Annotated in this window: 17 protein-coding genes and 1 pseudogene; 13 read left to right on the top strand and 5 right to left on the bottom strand. The window is 31.0% G+C overall.

The features are described from left to right. Nucleotides 1-48: 48 nt before the first annotated feature. Both MHI13_RS17780 and MHI13_RS17775 read left to right on the top strand, forming a co-directional pair. Nucleotides 49-1,494: a cell wall anchor protein gene (locus MHI13_RS17780; protein WP_340761709.1), complete on the top strand. Its 1,446-nt coding sequence runs from the start codon at nucleotides 49-51 to the stop codon at nucleotides 1,492-1,494. A 194-nt stretch (nucleotides 1,495-1,688) separates the two neighbouring features. Next, the gene (locus MHI13_RS17775) at nucleotides 1,689-7,898 is read left to right on the top strand and encodes a SasC/FmtB family protein (protein ID WP_422785086.1); all 6,210 of its coding nucleotides are present in this window, start codon (nucleotides 1,689-1,691) and stop codon (nucleotides 7,896-7,898) included. Between the two features lie 47 nt (nucleotides 7,899-7,945). Here the strand turns inward: MHI13_RS17775 and MHI13_RS17770 are convergent, their stop codons facing one another. After that, nucleotides 7,946-9,235 (bottom strand): aminotransferase class I/II-fold pyridoxal phosphate-dependent enzyme, encoded by a 1,290-nt coding sequence (locus MHI13_RS17770; RefSeq protein WP_064210709.1) that lies wholly within the window; start codon nucleotides 9,233-9,235, stop codon nucleotides 7,946-7,948. 193 nt (nucleotides 9,236-9,428) lie between these two features. On the opposite strand from MHI13_RS17770, the gene MHI13_RS17765 reads away from it, so the two are divergent. The 7 genes from MHI13_RS17765 to pmtD all read left to right on the top strand — a co-directional run bounded on the left by MHI13_RS17765 (nucleotide 9,429) and on the right by pmtD (nucleotide 13,661). Next, nucleotides 9,429-9,524: a Trp-rich small protein gene (locus tag MHI13_RS17765; RefSeq protein ID WP_016898690.1), complete on the top strand. Its 96-nt coding sequence runs from the start codon at nucleotides 9,429-9,431 to the stop codon at nucleotides 9,522-9,524. A 233-nt stretch (nucleotides 9,525-9,757) separates the two neighbouring features. Next, complete coding sequence (locus tag MHI13_RS17760) at nucleotides 9,758-9,928, top strand: SE1626 family protein (protein WP_023350009.1); 171 nt, start codon at nucleotides 9,758-9,760, stop codon at nucleotides 9,926-9,928. 177 nt (nucleotides 9,929-10,105) lie between these two features. Further along, entirely contained in the window at nucleotides 10,106-10,483 is a 378-nt protein-coding gene (gene pmtR / locus MHI13_RS17755) for a PSM export ABC transporter transcriptional regulator PmtR (protein ID WP_002453644.1), read from the top strand. Then, nucleotides 10,483-11,382: a phenol-soluble modulin export ABC transporter ATP-binding protein PmtA gene (pmtA, locus tag MHI13_RS17750; protein ID WP_064210708.1), complete on the top strand. Its 900-nt coding sequence runs from the start codon at nucleotides 10,483-10,485 to the stop codon at nucleotides 11,380-11,382. The genes pmtR and pmtA overlap by 1 nt, the downstream gene beginning before the upstream one ends. Beyond that, nucleotides 11,379-12,038 carry a phenol-soluble modulin export ABC transporter permease subunit PmtB gene (gene pmtB, locus MHI13_RS17745; protein ID WP_047796476.1) on the top strand — a complete coding sequence of 220 codons (660 nt, stop codon included), beginning with the start codon at nucleotides 11,379-11,381 and terminating at the stop codon, nucleotides 12,036-12,038. Before pmtA ends, pmtB begins: the two co-directional genes overlap by 4 nt. Before the next feature lie 19 nt (nucleotides 12,039-12,057). Further along, entirely contained in the window at nucleotides 12,058-12,930 is an 873-nt protein-coding gene (pmtC, locus tag MHI13_RS17740) for a phenol-soluble modulin export ABC transporter ATP-binding protein PmtC (RefSeq protein WP_002435900.1), read from the top strand. Continuing rightward, complete coding sequence (pmtD, locus tag MHI13_RS17735; RefSeq protein WP_002435946.1) at nucleotides 12,930-13,661, top strand: phenol-soluble modulin export ABC transporter permease subunit PmtD; 732 nt, start codon at nucleotides 12,930-12,932, stop codon at nucleotides 13,659-13,661. The genes pmtC and pmtD overlap by 1 nt, the downstream gene beginning before the upstream one ends. Nucleotides 13,662-13,693: 32 nt before the next feature. Here pmtD and MHI13_RS17730 read toward each other — a convergent pair. Beyond that, nucleotides 13,694-14,256, bottom strand: a pseudogene (locus tag MHI13_RS17730) (thioredoxin family protein). Nucleotides 14,257-14,422: 166 nt separating this feature from the next. Between MHI13_RS17730 and MHI13_RS17725 the strand changes: the two are divergent. Genes MHI13_RS17725 through MHI13_RS17715 form a run of 3 tightly spaced genes read left to right on the top strand, consistent with a single transcriptional unit; the run spans nucleotide 14,423 to nucleotide 16,349 of the window. Beyond that, nucleotides 14,423-14,908, top strand: coding sequence for a hypothetical protein (locus MHI13_RS17725; RefSeq protein WP_064210711.1), 486 nt, complete (start codon nucleotides 14,423-14,425; stop codon nucleotides 14,906-14,908). 50 nt (nucleotides 14,909-14,958) lie between these two features. Beyond that, nucleotides 14,959-15,516, top strand: coding sequence for an HAAS signaling domain-containing protein (locus MHI13_RS17720; RefSeq protein WP_064210706.1), 558 nt, complete (start codon nucleotides 14,959-14,961; stop codon nucleotides 15,514-15,516). Then, entirely contained in the window at nucleotides 15,513-16,349 is an 837-nt protein-coding gene (locus tag MHI13_RS17715; RefSeq protein WP_064210705.1) for a DUF4097 family beta strand repeat-containing protein, read from the top strand. The genes MHI13_RS17720 and MHI13_RS17715 overlap by 4 nt, the downstream gene beginning before the upstream one ends. Before the next feature lie 98 nt (nucleotides 16,350-16,447). Here the strand turns inward: MHI13_RS17715 and MHI13_RS17710 are convergent, their stop codons facing one another. Then, nucleotides 16,448-17,488, bottom strand: a complete 1,041-nt coding sequence (locus MHI13_RS17710) for a C45 family autoproteolytic acyltransferase/hydolase (protein WP_047796473.1) — start codon at nucleotides 17,486-17,488, stop codon at nucleotides 16,448-16,450. Nucleotides 17,489-17,898: 410 nt separating this feature from the next. Here MHI13_RS17710 and MHI13_RS17705 point away from each other — a divergent pair, with 410 nt between their 5' ends. Beyond that, nucleotides 17,899-18,069 carry a hypothetical protein gene (locus tag MHI13_RS17705; protein WP_002435939.1) on the top strand — a complete coding sequence of 57 codons (171 nt, stop codon included), beginning with the start codon at nucleotides 17,899-17,901 and terminating at the stop codon, nucleotides 18,067-18,069. Nucleotides 18,070-18,142: 73 nt separating this feature from the next. Here the strand turns inward: MHI13_RS17705 and MHI13_RS17700 are convergent, their stop codons facing one another. Both MHI13_RS17700 and arsB read right to left on the bottom strand, forming a co-directional pair. Then, the gene (locus MHI13_RS17700; RefSeq protein WP_002435923.1) at nucleotides 18,143-18,541 is read right to left on the bottom strand and encodes a YolD-like family protein; all 399 of its coding nucleotides are present in this window, start codon (nucleotides 18,539-18,541) and stop codon (nucleotides 18,143-18,145) included. A gap of 117 nt (nucleotides 18,542-18,658) precedes the next feature. Beyond that, complete coding sequence (gene arsB, locus MHI13_RS17695) at nucleotides 18,659-19,948, bottom strand: arsenite efflux transporter membrane subunit ArsB (RefSeq protein WP_064210704.1); 1,290 nt, start codon at nucleotides 19,946-19,948, stop codon at nucleotides 18,659-18,661. Between the last annotated feature and the right edge of the window lie 172 nt (nucleotides 19,949-20,120).

Raw genomic sequence — 20,120 nt, 5'->3', positions numbered from 1 at the left:
AGTTAGATAAACGCTATCGTTTAAAAATTTTGGGAGGATATTACAACTATGAAAAACAACAAGCCTAGAGATTTAAAACAATTTCCATCTTTACCAAGCAAAAAATATTTTAGCTACGGCACAGCGAGTGCTTTAACTTTAGCTTTATATCTTTTTGCGGGCAATGGTTCCGCTCAAGCTGAAGAAATTAACAAGACTAATAGCACTACATCACCTAAAACTATTCAAACTGAAAGCAATAAAACTAATACATCAACTTCCAATAATGAGACTCATCATAAATCATCTAAAAATTTAAATGATTATATTGATGGAACTCCAAATGAAGATCCTGACGAAGATGAGGACAGTGGAACATATGAAGTTCCTATCTTATACGTTACTGTATGGTTGGATGATCAAGGTAATATCATTAAAGATGCAGTAGAAGATAATAAAACGCCTGCCTCTGAAAGAGTGCCGGTAAAAATTCCTGGGTACCAACATTTTAGAACATCAATTTCTGATGGTATAACTAAATTTATTTATAGAAAAGTAAATTCAACTCAAACATCAAGCACTGCCACGAGCAGTTCAACAAAAAAGGATGACACTAAACCATCAGAAGTAAATTCTGAAAAACCAACGACTCAAAAAGATTCAGAACAACCGACACAACCAGAACCGACAAAACCAACGACACAGAAAGAGCCAGAAACACCGACACAACCAGAACCATCAAAACCAACGACACAGAAAGAGCCCGAGAAACCAACTCAATCAGAACCGACAAAACCAACGACACAGAAAGAGCCCGAGAAACCAACTCAATCAGAACCGACAAAACCAACGACACAGAAAGAGCCCGAGAAACCAACTCAATCAGAACCGACAAAACCAACGACACAGAAAGAGCCAGAAACACCTACACAATCAGAACCGGTAAAACCAACGACACAGAAAGAGCCAGAGCAACCAACACAACCAGAACCGACAAAACCAACTACTCAGAAAGAGCCAGAGCAACCTACACGTCCAGAACCTGTAAAACCAACGACACAGAAAGAGCCAGTTATTCCAACTAAACAGCAGGAGAACAATCAAAATAATGTAAATGATAAACCTAAATTACACGTTACAGCATGGTTAGATGATCAAGGGAATATTATTAAAGATGCGGTAGAAGACGATAAAACACCTTTAAATCAAAGAGGTGTTATACAAATAGAAGGTTATAAATATATTAGAACAGAAACCGAAGATGGTATTACTAAATATATCTATAAAAAAGTTAAATTAAAACAACATAAGCAAACATTAGAAGTAATTAAACCTACTAAAAAAATATCAAAACGTAATGAAGATAAAGATGATAAAACATCTCATAATCATAAAACTTCTAAGAAAGAATTACCTGAAACAGGAGTTAAAGAACAAGAATTTAATCCAGCATTATTAATGTTACTAGCAGGTTTAGGATTAATTGGTATTTTTAGAAATAAAATCAAAGAATAGAATTATAGAGAGTGTGGAGCTAAACCCACACTCTTTTTTATGTACAAAAAGTAAAATTCCCAAAATAAACAATTGCACAAAATATAGCATGGTGGTATATTTTAAGGAACACAATGAAATATATTTTATCAATAATAAAATATATGTTGAATATTGTTGGGTTAATTTAAATTCTTTATATTTGAGGAGAAAAAATGATGGAAAACAAAAGAATCAACAACTTAGATAAAAAAATCACACGTTTTTCTATTAGAAAATATCAAGGTTTTGGAGCAGCTAGTGTAGCGATAATAGGTATTTTTATGATGTCTAACATTAATTTTGCAAAAGCTGACAGTATTGAAGAAAATAATACGACCATCAATCAAAAAGTTAGTGATAGTACCAGTCATCAAATTAATATTGAAAATGGAAAATCTTTAAATGATAATCTAACTAATAATCAAGATATTGAAAATAAACTTTCAACTACTAAAACTAATACTCAACACGTTATTAATACTAGTCAACTTGAAAAAATTTTAAATCAATACAAATCTTTAGATTTAAGTAACAAGACAGAAGATTCGGTTGAATTATTTCGCGCTGATTTACAAGAAGCTGAATCTATTTTAAATAATCCTCAAAGCCAACAACAGGTTGATGATTATTATCATAAATTTTTAAATAGTGCAGGTAAATTACATAATAAAGAATCTTTACTTCCAAATCGTCAGTCAAACGGTGTTCAATCACAACATTTAACTAAGAATAATAACATTTCAAACTATTCGTATATTAGACATAAAAGAGATACATCATCATTTAGAAGTGCTCCTGAAAATAACGTATCTAATGATCCATTGAAAGCAAACGAAGTTAATCCAGAAATTCAGAATGGAAACTTTAGTCAGGTATCTGGTGGTATATTACCATCAAGGTCAAAGAGATTAACTGTAGTTACGAATGTAGATAATTGGCATAGTTACTCAACTGATCCTAATCCTGAGTATCCTATGTTTTATACACCAAGCGCAGTAGATTATTCAAGTTTTATGAGCAATGGTGGTGCTCCGTACGGGGTTGTACTTGCAAGAACGAATAATGGTCGTGATAGAAGTGTCAATGATCCTAAAGTAGCAGGTATTTATCAAGATATAGATGTGGTACCTGGTTCGGAATTAAACGTTAACTTTATATCTACAAGTCCAGTATTTTCAGATGGTGCATCAGGTGCTAAATTAAAAATTAGTAATATAGAGCAGGATCGTGTCTTATTTGATAATCGTCTAAATGGTATGGGACCATACCCTACCGGTAAATTATCTGCAATGGTTAACATACCAAGCGATATGAATAGAGTAAGAATTTCTTTTTTACCTATATCCAACACTGGTCGAATTAGTGTACAACGGTCTTCGAAAGAACATGGATTTGGTGATAATTCATCTTATTATCATGGGGGTTCCGTTAGTGATGTAAGAATAAATAGTGGATCCTATATCACTTCTAATGTGGCACAGGTAGAATATATAACTCAGCCTAATAGTCCTAATGATAATTTTGCACGTGCAACAGTTAATTTATCTGTTGAAAATAAAGGGCATAATCAATCAAGAGATACATATTATGAAGTTATATTACCAGCAAATTCAAAACTCATTTCTAGTAGTGGAGGAACCGGTAATTTAGATGTAAATACTAATAAATTAAGAATGTCAATTAGTAACTTAAATCCAGGAGAGAGGAAAGATCTCTCCTATACAGTAGAATTTAAAGCAACAATACCTAAAATAGTTAATTTAAATGGACATGTTAGTTATAGAACTAATGCAACATTTAGAGGAAGAGATACTCAAAGAACCGGAGATAATACCGTTAATTTACAAACTGTGACAATTCAAATGAATAAAACAGAATTACAAAGTAAAGTAAATGAAGTTGATAACTACTTACACGATTTAAATGAGGCTGATTTTACCACAGATTCATGGCGTGCACTTCAAGACAAATTAACCGAAGCTAGAAATATTATCAATGAACAACAGAATAATGTTGCTATAGAAAATCAAGCATCCCAAGAAACTATCAATAATGTTACTAATACGTTAGATACATTGAAAAATAGTCTAAAATATAATGCACCATCCAAACCAATTATTGAAATAAATTACCTGATTCCAAATTTAACTATAACACCAGCTAATAAAGCAGATAAGTTAAATATTATATATCAAAATACTGCTAATGAGCGTACATCAATTATTGCTACTAAAACTAATGATAATTGGTCACTTAATAATAGTGTTCCTGGTATAAATATCGAACCACAATCCGGTTTAGTAACAATTAATTATCTAGCTGTTTATCCAGAAAGTGTAGTTGTAGCGAACGATATAATTCGAAACAGTGACACAAGTGAGGAAAGTAGAGAAAATATGCCACGTAAAGAGGCAACGCCGGAAGCGCCTGGTATTGAAGCAAGTGAGGAGCATGTCATTGTCGAAGTAACACCTAAAGGTGAAGCGTCAAAAATAGAGATAATTTATATAAATCCCGAAGGAGAACCAGCTTCAATAAATGCTATAAAAAATGGAGAAACTTGGAAATTAGATAAGCAAGTGTCACAAATTAATATTGACGATCAGACTGGTAAAGTTACGGTTGGTTATCAAGCAGTACAAGCAGAAAGTGAAATAGTAGCAACCGAAACAAAAGGAAACAGTGACTCAAGTTCAGAAAGTAAATTAAAAATGCCACGTAAAGAGACAAAGCCAGAAGCACCAGATATTGAATCTAACGTAGAGTATGTCAATGTTGAAGTTACACCAAAAGGTGAATCAACAAAATTAGAAGTAAAATATACAGATGCAAATGGCCAAAAAAGTTCGATTATCGCAAATAAAAATGGAGGAGTTTGGGCACTAAACAAAGAGGTTCCACATATTGAATTAGACGAAACTACCGGAAAAGTAACGGTTAGTTATCAAGCAGTACAAGCAGAAAGTGAAGTAGTAGCAAATGAAACAAAAGGAAATAGTGATTCAAGTACGGAAAGTAAAGTGACTATGCCACGTAAAGAGGCAGCACCAGAAGCGCCTGATATTGTAGCAAGTGTAGAGCACGCCAATGTCGAGGTAACACCAAAGGGTGAAGTGACTAAATTACTCATCAATTATACTAATCCAGAGGATCAACGTGTTACCATTATCGCAAGTAATAATGGAGGAATTTGGTCATTAAATAAAAATGTTTCGCACATAGAGGTAGATGAAGCAACCGGAAAAGTAACAATAGGCTATCAAGCGGTACAAGCAGAAAGTGAAATTATAGCAACAGAAATAAAAGGAAATAGTGATTCAAGTCCTGAGAGCAAAGTGACTATGCCACGTAAAGAGGCAACACCGGATTCTCCGACTATCGAAGCAAGTGAAGAGTACGTCAATGTAGAGGTAACACCGAAAGATGAATCAACGAAATTAGTGATCAATTACACAAATCGAGAAGGCCATTCTGATTCAATCATCGCAAACAAAAATGGAGGAGCTTGGTTATTAAACAAACAAGTACCGCATATTGTGATAGACGATAGAACCGGAAAAGTAACTATAGGTCATCAAGTGGTACAAGCAGAAAGTGAAATTATAGCAACAGAAATAAAAGGAAATAGTGATTCAAGTCCTGAGAGCAAAGTGACTATGCCACGTAAAGAGACAACACCGCATTCTCCAACAATCGAAGAGCAAGTCAATGTAGAGGTAACACCGAAAGATGAATCAACAAAATTAGTGATTAATTATACTAATACAGAGGGGCAAAGTGATACCATTATCGTAAGTAAAAATGGAGAAGTTTGGTCATTAAATAAAAATGTTCCGCACATAGAGGTAGATGAAGCAACCGGAAAAGTAACAATAGGCTATCAAGCAGTACAAGCAGAAAGTGAAGTTATAACAACTGAAACAAAAGGAAATAGCGACTCGAGTCCAGAAAGTAAAGTGACAATGCCACGTAAAGATGTCGCTCCAGAAGGGCCTGTACTAAAATCAGATCATAACAATGCGAGTGTAAGTATTATTCCTTCAATTAATTCAGACAAAATAACTATCAAATATCTAGATGTCAATGACCAAATCGCTACAGCAATAGCCACTAAGAAAAATCAAAGCTGGTCATTGAATAATAACATTTCAGGTATTTCAATTAATTCTCAAACAGGAACTGTGACAATTAGTTATGTGGCTGTGCAACCGGAAAGTGATATTACTGCTACTGCGTCAAATGGTAACAGTGATAATAGTATTGTCAAACATACAATTATGCCTGCTAAAGAAGTTAAACCTCAACCACCAGTGGTAAGATCTAACATAGAAGAAGCAAATGTCGAAATTATACCACATAATGATGTTACTAGATTAGATGTTCACTATGTTGATTTGAAAGGGCAACCGGCTACTATTACAGCAACTAAAGTTGGCAATGGATGGACTATTAATAAAAATATTTCTAATATAAAACTTGATGAAAGCACCGGTAAACTTACAATGGGACACCAAGCGGTGTTAGCAGAAAGCGAAGTTGTAGCTACTGAAACAAAAGGTAATAGTGACGAAAGCGCTGAAAGTAAAATTAATATGCCACGAAAAGAAGTAACACCAGAGTCGCCAGCTATCGAAGCGAATGAAGAACACGTCAATGTTGAAGTGACACCAAAAGGTGAGTCAACAAAATTAGTGATCAATTATACAAATTCAGACGGCCAACCTGATTCAATCATCGCAAGCAAAATTGGCGAGACTTGGTCATTAAACAAAGAAGTGCCATATATTCAATTAAATGAAACTATTGGAAAAGTCACACTAGGGCACCAAGCGGTGTTAGCAGAAAGTGAAATAGTAGCAACCGAAACAAAAGGTAACAGTGACACAAGTGTAGAAAGTAAAGTGACTATGCCAAGAAAAGAAGTAACACCAGAGTCGCCAGCTATCGAAGCAAATGAAGAACACGTCAATGTTGAAGTTACACCAAAAGGTAAATCAACGAAATTAGTAATCAATTATACAAATCCAGAAGGCCAACCTGATTCAATCATCGCAAGCAAAAAAGAGGGAACGTGGTCACTCAACAAAGAAACACCACATATTGAGCTCGATGACCATACTGGTAAAGTCACAATTGTTCACCAAGTGGTGTTAGCAGAAAGTGAAATAGTAGCAACTGAAACAATAGGTAATAGTGACACAAGTGCAGAAAGTAAAGTGACTATGCCACGAAAAGAGTCAACACCGGATTCACCAACAATTGAAGCAAGTGAAGAGCGTGCGAGTGTCGAAGTAATACCAAAAGGTGAATCAACGAAATTAATTATCAATTATACAAATTCAGAAGGTCAACCTGATTCAATTATCGCAATCAAAAAAGAGGAAATATGGTCACTCAATAAAGAAGCGCCACATATACAATTAGATGAATATACTGGAAAAGTCACACTAGGCCACCCAGCTGTACAAGCAGAAAGCGAAATAGTAGCAATCGAAACAAAAGGTAACAGTGACGTAAGTGCTGAAAGTAAAATAAATATGCCACGAAAAGAAGCAACACCAGATGCACCAATAGTTGAGAAAGATGAAAGTAAAGTAAATGTGAGTATAATACCAAGCGGTCTATCTACAAAAATGGAAATCGATTATACAAATCCAGAAGGGAAATCTGATACAATTATCGCAAGGAAAGATGGGCTTACTTGGAGCTTGAGTAAAGAAATAACGGGCATCAATATAGAACCGGCTACTGGTAAGGTAACTATAGACTATTACGTTGTTTATCCTGAAAGTGAAATTACTGCAAGTGAAGTACATGGTAATAGCGACCATAGTAAATTAAATAGTGTGATTATGCCACGTAAAGAAAATGCACCTGAACCCCCAATTGTAACTGTAAATGAAAAAGAAGCTAAAGTTATTATAAAGCCTAGAATTGAAGCAACTAAAGTTGAAATTAATTTTAAAAATAAAAAAGGTAAGGCGACATATATAAATGTTTATAAAAACGGTTCAGAGTGGTCTGTAGACCAAGTTATGGAAGGTATTATTTTAAACGCTCACACAGGAGAAATAAAAATAACTCATCTAGCTTTTAAAGATGGTAGTGAAATAATCGCTAGAGAGTATAAAGGCAATAGTGACGCAAGTATAGCTATTAGTATAAAAGCACCTACTAAAGTTACAAGTAAAGAAAGCTATAAAATTAAATCTTCAAAAGTGAAATTGAATGATAGAAGTAATGAAAAGATGTATACCAAAAAGGATAAACTCATAGAATTGCCACATACTGGTGAAAGTGAAAAAGCGAATAAAACATTACTATCCAGTATTCTAATTCTTGGTTTAATGTTATTACGTAAATCACGTAAAAAAGAGATTTAAAAAAAGAAGAGTTGCTCTAAATATTTAAGAGAGCAACTCTTCTTTTTCTATTTTAGATCATCAATAGCTTTAGCGATAGACTCAAACACGTGAGGAATATCGTCTTTTTCAACACAACTAAAGGCAATTCGTATATCCGTATCATTTAAGGCAATAATACCTATCGAATATTTATCAATTAAATGTTTGCGTAATATTTCTGGATCAACATGCTTAACTTTTAATGCCATGAAGTAACCTGAATTAAAATCATATGCTTTCCAATAGTCTGCATATTTCTCATCATAAACAACTTCCTTAGTAACTTCGTATCGATCTTTTAATGTTTGAATATTCTCCTCAATTTCTTTATCAAATTGTTTATTATTTTTTAGAACATGCTTGATAGCACTTTGGGATGGTAATGGTCCGCTTGAAATATTACTTCTAATTAAACCTTTAACTTTTGCTTCAAGTACATTTTGAGTTATTTCATTTTTAGTACCAAAAGTCATGAAGCCTACACGGAATCCCCAAGCAAAAAATTCTTTAGTAGCACCATCTAAGCGTACAGGTAAAATATTATGAGAATTCACCTGTGATAAAGCCGTAAAAATAGATTGTGTGTATACATCTTCATAGAATAAACCATAGTAAGCATCATCAACTACTGCAATCACTTTTGTTCCTTTATTAGCAAGTGTTTCAATAGCATTAACGATAGTTTTAACTTCTTCAGCTTTCGGTGTATAACCTGTTGGATTATTTGGATAATTTAGAATCATGATTACTTTATCTTTATTAAAGTTTTCTAAAGTTTCCACTAGTGAATCAGTTGTATAATGTCCTTCTTCATTGAAAATAGGATATGTTTCAATATTGGCTTTATGGCGAGTGTTGAACACTAGTTTATAGTTGCCCCAATTGTGCGTTGGTAATAAAATAGTATCATTTTCATCTACGAATAAGTCTGCAACTAAAGATAATCCATGAGTTAAAGCATTAGTCACGATGGGTCTACTTATCGCTTCTTTTGATAAATCAGGATTTTCATTTAGCATTTTAATTTGCCATAAGTCGCGTAAGTCTTCAATACCTTGTGGAGGTGCATATGGAAAAACTTCATCTGGAGTTAATTCATTAAATATATTATTCAATGAATCAGCATACATTTTACCTTCATCATTTGTTGCCATACCAATCGTAGCATTATATTTAGTACTTTTGGCATCAGCAGATTGAGATAGAATACCTTTAGGATAGAACATTTCTTTACCTAAGTCAGATAACATGTCATATACTTTTGGATTGGATTGTTGTAATTCGTTATTTAAATTTTCGGCTAAAGGGCTTGTCATTTTCTAACCTCTCTTTAATAAAGTGTTTATATATATATTATCTTTAATTTGAATAAAGATAAAGCATTGATGATAGGGAATTAGGAAAATAAATTTTATTACTAATAGCGAACATATGTTCTATAATTTGTGTTAGAATATGCTTAGGTCATCAAATTATATGACACTAATCAATTCTGGGAGGTGTAGTATAATGACGTGGTGGCAAGATGGTTTAATAACATTGATTACAGGTGGCGTACTTGTCGTCTTTCGTATTTGGTTAGAAATTAAATGGAAAGACAAGTAGATGACCGAACACAAAAAACCCCAAGTCTGCTGGTACCAGACCTGGGGTTGTGTAGTATAATTCGTGGATACAAGTTTATTGTAACATTGTACTAAATTGACCGCAATCAATATTTAATTGTGGTAACTCCTAAATTTGATATCGTCTTCTAAATTATTGGAAAAGTTAAACTCATATACCGTTTTTATACCTGGTATTATTTGATATACTTTTTATGTGTTGAGGTGAATAAAATGAAGCACTTAACAAAAATATTCGTTGGATTAGCAATTGTGCTATTTGTAGTAGGCTATTATCTTCAAGCTACAGGTCATGAAGAGCAAGGAATTAAATTGCTACTTGCTGCAATTATGTTTATGATTTGTGCTTTTATCGATAGAAGTAATAAACGGAGAAAAAAATAGTGTACATTATTTAAGACTTAAGGGAAGTGTATCGTTCTCTTAAGTCTTTTTGTATATATTGTTTATACTCAATATTCTCTTGATATATAGGATTTTTCACAGAATTTAGTATATACACTTTACAAATCTGTATATATTGTATATATTATGTATATACAGAAGAAAAGGGGGACATCAATGAAATTAATTTTGAAAAACAACAGTGAATATCCCATTTATGAACAAATCAAGCAACAGATTAAAGAAAATATTTTGAAAGGTTATGTTGCTCCTGGCGAACACCTTCCATCAATGCGTGAGTTAGCTAAAGATTTACAAGTGAGTTTAATTACTACAAAACGAGCTTATGAAGATTTAGAAAAGGATGGATTTGTGACAACTATAAGAGGTAAAGGTACCTTTGTGAAGGAACAAGATAACTCAATTCTTAAAGAAAAGCAGTTCTTTGTAATTGAAAATTTGGCTAAAACAATGTCAAAAGAAGCAAAAACAATTGGGATGCCTTTAGAAGAATTGACTGAAATATTGTCTTTGATTTATGAGGAGGAAGACTGATGAATGCGATTGAGCTTAAGAATGTAAGTTATCAAACAAAAGATTTTCAGTTGAAAGATATCTCCTTTGAAGTTCCTAAAGGCTTTGTTACTGGTTTTATAAGTGGGAATGGTGCTGGTAAAACTACAGTTATTCGTTTAATTATGGATTTAATTCAATCTAAAAATGGTCAAATTTCTGTATTTAATGAACAAATGAAGGATAGTGCAGTAGAAATAAAAAATAAAATAGGCTTCGTTTATTCCGAAACGTATTTTAATGACAAATGGACCATTAAAAAGTTAGAGAATATCGTCGCCCCGTTTTATAACAATTGGGATCATAAAATTTTTATGAGTTATCTTCAATTTTTTCAATTACCTTATAAGAAGAAAATCAAAACTTTTTCAACAGGTATGAAAATGAAATTGTCATTAGCTATTGCATTTAGTCACCATGCTGAATTATTCATCTTAGATGAGCCCACATCTGGACTAGATCCTTTAGTTAGAAATGAACTACTTGAGATTATTCAACAAGAATTAATTGATGAAGATAAAACAGTCTTCATATCGACACATATCATATCTGATTTAGAAAAAATTGCGGACTATATAGTTTATTTACGTGATGGACAAATTATTTTTAATGAATCACGAGACACTTTATTTGAAAAATATAAAATTATTAGTGGTTCCAATGAAGACTTAGATGTGGAGTTGGAGGAATTGTTAATTTATAAAGAAGTTAGAAAAACTGGCTACATAGGCCTCACTGAACACTACCAAACATTTAAAGAATTATTTGGAAATAGAGTAGAAATTAAAAATCCATCAATTGAAGAACTAATGATATATTTAGAAAAAAATAAAAATCAACTAAATTTTAAATATCACCAACGAAATGAGAAACTAATATGAAACAATTATTAATTAGAAATCTTAAACTTCGAAGATGGACACTTTTGATTTATGGTTTATTACTCATATTCTTTCCGTTTTATCACTTAATCGATAGGCAACATTTACCGTATCTTGTTATTTCAGGACCTATAGGTATTATATTAACTATTATATGCTTAGTTGATGCTGGACATTTATTTAGAATCAATCGTAGATTAGGTGGATCTCAGTCTTACTTATTCTTTGGTAGTCTGCCAGTTTCAAGGAAAGATTTATTAAATGCAAATTACATCAGTTGCATAGTTTTAACAATTATTGGTGCAATAATCATAAGTTTATATGGCTATGAAACAAGTTCAATAAAGACAGATTCGATAACTTTTTCTACAACCTATTCTTTTATAATAGCGAATTTCTTTTCAATCCCTATCGCTTTTAATAAAAGTACAGAACAGAAACATAAAGACGTGCCTTATTTAGCATATGTATTTGGAGTTATCATTGTATTACCATTTGTCTTATCTGCTTTATTTATCTTAATAAACGTTTTAGTTCACAAAGATAGTCATATTCCAGTTGTATATTCGTACTTCTTAAATTATGGCCTATTGATAATTAGCATCATAAGTTTAGTAGTGAATTATTTAATTCAAATTAGAAAAATAAAACATTAACCACTTAAGGGGGTCTACTATGAAATTAGAACAAATCACTAAAAAATATGGTCAAAATACAGTTATTGACGATATAAACTTTGATTTTGGAAATAGCCAAATAGTTGGTCTTATTGGTAAAAACGGTGTTGGTAAAACAACATTAATGAAAGTCATGAATGGTAATATTATTAATTACCAAGGGAAAGTTGATTTATCTAAAGATGAAAACGTAGGTTACTTAATCGAACATCCTAAACTTTATGACAACAAGTCAGGTTTATATAATTTAAAATTGTTCGCTCAAGTTTTAGGCAAAGGCTTTGATAAAGAGTATTCTGATCACATTATTGATGCTTTTGGTATGAGACCTTATATTAAGAAAAAAGTGAAAAAATATTCAATGGGTATGAAACAGAAATTAGCCATTGCGGTCTCTCTTATGAATAAACCAAAATATTTAATTTTAGATGAGCCTACAAATGGTATGGATCCAGATGGATCAATTGATGTTTTAAAAACTATCCAATCATTAGTCAAACAGTTAGATATGAAAATATTAATTTCAAGTCATAAATTAGAAGATATTGAACTTATTTGTGATAGAGCTGTCTTCCTTAGAGATGGTAACTTTGTTCAAGATGTGAACATGAAAGATGGGGGACCAGAAGATAGTACAATCATTACTATTGAACATGATGATTTTAATAAAACTTTAGAATATCTAACTGAACATTATAAAGTGCAACAATCACAAAAAGATGCTGGTGAGATTATCATTAAAGCTCAAAGAGACTATAAACCACTATTAAAATCATTGTCTGAACAAGGTGTTTATCCTAAGTATATTGAAACGCGTAAAAGTTCTCTACGTGATACTTACTTTAATATTAATCAAAGAGGTGATAAATAATGAGAAGTTTACAGCTAGTCAAGTTCGATTTAATTAGTATTTTAAAAAGTCCTTTAACATATCTTGCATTAATACTAGTTATAGGAATGACAGTCTTCCAAGCAAGTATGCAAGCAGCATATAGCAAGTCTCATGAAGTAAATAACGAAATGGTCTTCGTACTGGCCAACTGGTTATTCTTATTCGCGGGATTATTATTTATCATTAAAACTATCACTAGAGATTATTCTCAAGGTACAATTCAATTATATATGAGTAAGGTAAGTAGTCGTATTGGTTATATTATTGCGAAAACAATTTCAATGATATTAATTTCGTTCTTATTTACTTTACTTCAATATCTTGTAATTATTGTTATTCAAGCATCTACAAAAGGATCAAATGTTGACGGAGATAAATTCTTAAATAATATATGGTTTTACCTTATATTTTTCTTATTCTTTGGCTTATTCTTATTATTACTTACGTTAATTATTGAAAAGCCGGCAGTAATCTTTACTTTAGGTATTTTCTTATTACTTATCGTTCCATTTGTGCAACCTTTAATAGGTTTAATTCCAAATATCGGTGACGATATTCAAAAATCATTTAAATATATTCCATTTACTTATCTCACTGAGAAAATGACTGAGGAGATTAAATTCTCACATTGGCAATGGTTTATTTCAATTGCTTCAATAGTAGTATTATTTGTAGCTAACATCTTATATGCTGCTAAACGAGATATTTAAGTTCAAAAATACTGAGGCTTTAGCCTCAGTATTTATTTATATAAAAGCTGATTAATTATGGAGTTATAAACATTTTTCCAAAATGATGAATCTGTTTTAAATCTATTTGAAATAAGTAAGTGTGTTTCTTTAACTTTATCATCATATTGTGGATGATCTTTATCTGGTAATTTATCGTTTCTCAAATCCACAACAAATTTTTCGACTTCCTTAGCTCTAGGTCCCCATACAGTTATTTGTTCATATGCTCTGTTCATAAAAACAAAAATAGGAATCGATCTAGACTTACCATTTGTAAGATATTGATCAATTAAACGTGTGTCGTCATCTCTATGAAATACTCTAACTTCTAAATCTAATTCTTCACTAACACGTTTAAGTATTGGAAGGTTCATCATTGCATCACCACACCAATCTTCAGTGATGACTAATACCTTTGAGTAATTTGCATCTTTAAGCTTTGTAATACGGTCATCTTCTTCTGGTAATTTAAAGGATTTGTATATTGATAATAAATTATTTCTATTATCTTTCATTTGGTCAATGTACTCTTCTAGTGGCTGACTTTTTTTAAATAAGTTTCTAAATTAGTCATAGAAATAACCTCCTTAATTATTTAGAATATTATAACAATTTTTTAACTTTAAAGATATTAAATTAACTCAATCATAATTTAATTATGAATGTGACTAAGTTGTTAGATGAAACTCCAAATTTCATATGCTATATTTAATAGAACAAGAGTGAAAGTGGTGACTCAAGTGCGTATACAAAACAGATGGGTGATTTCAACCCTTTTTTTAATTGGAGCAATTATTCTACTTTTCGGAATTATGTACTATAGAAGTATTAAAACAGTAGATTTATCCAATTATACTGTGAATGATATAGGTTTAAATGATCGTTTTAATCAGAAAGGGTATGTCATTAATAAAAAAATTAAACTAGATCGATTTAAATTTTATAATGACGAAAAGCATAAAGATTTAACGGTTAAAGTGAAAAATAAAAAGCACATTGTTAAAGGAATTGTTTTAATCAAGGACAAAAGTGTTAAAACGAATTTCGGAGTTAGAATAGGTGACTCAATTGATGATGTTATTAACGAGTTAGGTGATAGTTATAAAAGACATATGGTCGGTAAGCATTATAAATCTATTACATATACTGATCGCGAAAATAAAATGAAACTGAATATATTATATAAAGATGATATCGTAAAAAGAATAGAGTTTTTCAGTAAATGATAAATCTTTATAACTATTCTTTAATTCAAATTCAGGAAGAGTGACGATACATGGATAAAATTACTTTTTTAAATGAATTAGAATTAGCTTTAGATGATCTTCCTAGACGAGAAAAAGATAATAAAATGTACGAATATGAAAATTTATTCTATGAAGAAGAGTTAAAAGGTAGAAGTGAAGAACAAATAGTAAATAAATTGAAAGATCCGTATGATATAGCAAAAGAGATAAAAGCTAAAAGTGCTATCAGTTATGCTAAATCAAAACCAACAATCCAAAACATAACTAGAGCTATTATAGCCTCCTTAAGTCTAGGTATACTTTCATTATTTATTATATTAGTTCCAGTAGCGATTATTGCATTTCTGATTTTACTTTTGATTTTTACAGCAGTCTGTTTACTATTCTCCCCATTGATTCTTATTAGTTATTCGATAATTAATGGGTTTTATAATTCACTGAGTAATATACTATTCTCTATCTCTTTAACAGGTTTAGGAATTATTTTTATTGTTTTAACATTAAAAATTATTGGATTAGTACATAATTTAATATTGAAATATTTATCATGGTACATTAAAACAGTTAAAGGAAGCGTTAGGAAATGAGGAAGCTTTTCATTAGCGGTTTAATTATATTTGCAATTTTCTTTATCAGTGGAACAGTTACTTGGTTTGCTTTTGATAAAGCTAAATATGAAAAGCAAAACTATAATAAGACTTTTAATAATCATTTCAGTCAGTTGTCAGTAAGTACAATTGGTTCTGAAATAAACATTGTTAAAGGTAATAAATTCAAAGTGGATTATCAAGGTGATAACGATGTATATGTATCTAAAAAAGGTAAAATGCTCAAAGTTACTGAGAAACGTGCTACTAATAGAGGATACGGATTAAACTTTAATCCTTTTCATTATAATAAGAAAAAACTCACCATTACAGTACCAGATAAACAATTGAAAGATCTTAGCGCTAAATCCGTAATAGGTGATGTACATTTGAGGAATTTTAATGCATCAAGTGCCACAATTATAAATAGTCGTCACTTTTATATGGAACATTCAAATTTAAAATATTTAAATGTGGATGGTTCAAATAGCTTAGCTTATATTTGTGATTCATCAGTCAAAAAAGGAAACTTAAAAATCGATACAGGTAAGTTGACACTTAGCCGTAGCGAATTCCAAGATTCAATCTTCCTATTGAATGAGGGAGATATTAATATGAATAAAATGAAATCTTCGAATGATATTAAAGCTTCAACAAAAAAAGGAGATATAAATTATAACTTTGAAGCTAAGCCTAAAAACACACTACTTAAGTTACATCCTGGACGTGGTGAAAAAGTAGTCAATAATAATAATTTTAAAGATGGTAAAGTAGGTAAGAGTAAAAACATTTTGGAGTTTTATACGGTTGATGGTGATATTGTCATCAATTAAGTAACGCATTTTTTATTTAAATATTTGATTATTAACCCATAAATGAGTGTTGTACAATCACTCATTTATGGGTTTTATGCTATTTTTGAAAAATTATTTTAATATGTGGCAAATGTTAAATCGGTATCAATTTTTCCGTTTAGTTGATTTATTGTTAGAGTATTATTTTTAAGCCATTGATAGAAGTCTATTTTAGTCGGAGAACTATTTTCTCCAAGTCCTATCCACGTTGTTAAAGTTTGAGGTTCGTATAACGATGTGTGAATTGTTCCAGACCAACTCTTAAATAATTTACTATAAATATTATATTGAGGGTCATTAAATAATTTAAAAGCATTTTCTTTTCTTAAATCACTTCTTGTGGTGTTAATCACTCTCTCCAACCGTTCTTTAGATTCTTTAGTGTAGTTACGATTTTCATGTGTTAATAATTCAAAGTGATTTGTACATATAGGTTCATATCTAATATCTATAGAACGAGGTGTTACTTCGACAATGGCATAATTAGATTCTTTATCCATTAAAATATAACTAAAAGAGCTTCTATGAGGTAATTCTTTTAAAAGTTGTATAGCTTCATTAACGTTTTTACAATATTCAAGTATAAGTCTACCTATCATGTAGCATACAAAGCCATTTGCTGGTTTCTTGCGATGCATAAAATTATAAGCCATTGATAAACCATACTCATTCATTCCATCCATCCTGCCAGTTACTCTAGAAGTAGGTCCTATTTGAGCTAAACCACTATCATTTGGTTTGTATAGTAAATATCGACCATCATAAGTAGAGGGATGATAATCATAATTACGTAGTAAATAGTCTTTCCCTTTAAAAACTGTACAACCACTATCTTTTAAATCAGTAAAACGATAGTGGCCAAAATTTAATATAATTTGTTTAGTAGGTAGATTCAAAACGTCTTGCATACCTATTAGCTCGTCCCAAATTTTAGGAGCATAAATTTGAAAAATATTATATGTTTCTCTGACATCGATATCAAATCTTGGATTTCTTTTTTTCCATTCTTTTTCACGATTTTTTAATAAAGGAGTTCTTTGTAACCATTTCGCTGTTTCGACTCCTAAGTCATAATGAGAACCACGAAAAGTCATGATGTCGGATTGAACATTTTGCATGTTAGTCATCCTTTCATTTCAAATATTTACTTTAATGTAATCGTAAATTAACTTAATGTTAATTGAATTACTATGGATGAAATATTACAATCGAATTGTATTTTAGTGAGGGAATTTTTTAATCTATGGGAGTGATATCTATGATTTCAGATAGTTGTAGAGCGATTGCTGATTCTGTTAAGTCATGGTGGTTAAGTTAATATTTATTTATAAGAGTAACAATTGGTTTGGAATCTCGTTATTAATTTCAGTTTGATTATTTAAATTAATCTTTAATTGACATATTACCATAAATATATATTTAGTTGAGAATGATTAATTTTTGAAACGGGTATTTATTTATTGATTAAGATAAGTATGCTATCATAGTGAATTGTAGATATGCATACTAATTTTAGAGGTGAAAAGTAATGTGGAACTTTATTAAAGGTTTATTTAAATTTGTATTTAGCTTATTAGCTATCACTACAGTTGTAGTAGGCGTAGGTGTAGTTGCCTTTGCTTATATCTTCAAAAAAGATTTCGAAGATATTGAAAGAAAAACTAAAGAAATTGTTTCAGATATTGAAAATAATAATTAATTAGTTCTAATAGTTTAGTACTAATTTGAGATAATTGTTGGCAATGGCTTTAATAAGCTATTGCCAACTTTTTTTATGAGAAAGTAATATCAACAATATCTAAAATAGGGACTTTCTGATGATAGGTAGTACCTGGCTTTATCCCTTCAATTTCAAGATTTAATGAATCAATGCGATGTATATTAAGATTAACAAAATTAATATAACCTTCTTCATAATATTTTATATTAACAGGTTGAGATTTTTGTAATGCTTCGTGCAAGCGGATATTTAATTGAGCTAATTGATCGTCTGAAAGTACTGGTCTATCTATTTTATTTTGATCAATCATGTATTGATGGATAGTTTCGAATTGTTCGGGTAGCGTAGCAAACGGCGCCCATTTGACCATGCCACGACCAGCCGGAATATTCCTATCTAACATTTCACGTGGAATATTTCGATAATCCGTTTCATTCTTTATATCCGTCATCTTTAAATCACCTCGTTCGATATAATTCTATTATACGAACGTTTGTTCTATTTTGCAATACAAAATTGCTGGCTATATTTTTGAGATTTTAAGCCAGCTTGAGAGTGTATTCAATTTTTAAAAAATAATTAGAGTAAAATAGAGTCCTAGTAACGTTATAAATAGTACAGGAATAGTAATCACTATACCTGTTTTAAAATATGTTCCCCATGATATTTTAACACCTTTTTGAGTTAATACATGAAGCCACAATAAAGTTGCTAAAGAGCCAATTGGAGTGATTTTTGGACCTAAATCAGAGCCAATAACATTTGCATAGACCATACCATCTTTAATTAAACCATCGGAATTAGATTGTGCAATAGCAATTGCATCTATTAAAACAGTGGGCAAATTATTCATAATAGAAGAGAGGAAGGCTGCAATGAATCCCATACCCATAATACTACTGAATAGCCCATGGTTTGAAATAGAATTCAAAATATTCCCTAGTACTAATGTTATACCTACATTTTTCAATCCATATACTACAAGATACATACCAATTGAAAATATAACTATATTCCAAGGAGCTTCTATTAAAACTTCTTTAGTATTAACTGCTTTAGAACGACTCGCTAAGAGTAGGAATACAAAAGCAATAATTAATGCTATGAAAGCCACGGGAACATGAATAAACTCACTTGTTAAATAACCTATTAATAAAATAATAAGAATAATCCAAGACGTTTTAAAAAGTTTCTTATCTCTTATAACTGATTGAGGTGTGGCTAAATCTTCAATATTTGTACTTTTAGGAAGAGATTTTTTAAAATAAAGCCAAAGCACAAATATGCTTGCTAAAAATGAAAATAAGTTTGGAATTATCATTTTTAAAGCATATTGAATAAATGTAATGTTAAAGTAGTCAGCTGAAACGATATTGACTAAATTACTGACAGTGAGTGGTAGGGAAGTGGTATCGGCTATAAATCCACTTGCTATAATAAATGGGAATATTGTTTTTTTATCGAAACCTAAGCTCCTTACCATAGCTAACACTATTGGTGTAAGAATAAGCGCGGCACCATCATTGGCAAATAGAGCAGCTACTACAGCACCTAAAGTCATTATAAAAATAAACATTCTAAAGCCATAGCCTTTTGAAGCAATAATCATATGCAATGCAGCCCATTCAAAGAAGCCAATACGGTCTAAAATGAGTGATATTAAAATTATAGCAACAAAAGTTAATGTTGCATTCCATACTATGTTTGTAACTGTAACTATATCAGTTAGAGATACAACGCCTGTAATAATAGCTAAAAGTGCACCAGCTACAGCAGTAATTCCTATATTTAATCCTTTTGGTTGCCAAATAACAAAAATTAAAGTTATAACGAAAATAACAATAGCTATAAAGGTCATAAATGATTCACTCGACTTTCTCTATGCAAGAGTAAATAGATTATAAATTTAATGAACATACTATAGAATATCAATTTCCATATATTTTTTCTATAGTGGAAAGGTCAAAAGTTTTAATTGTAAATCGCTGACACTTATAGTTAAAATTAAACCAATAATGATTAATTTTACG

The sequence above is a fragment of the Staphylococcus sp. FSL K6-0223 genome, assembly GCF_038008285.1.
Note: the sequence above shows the minus strand (reverse complement) of the source record. Positions and strands in the feature narration are given on the sequence as shown.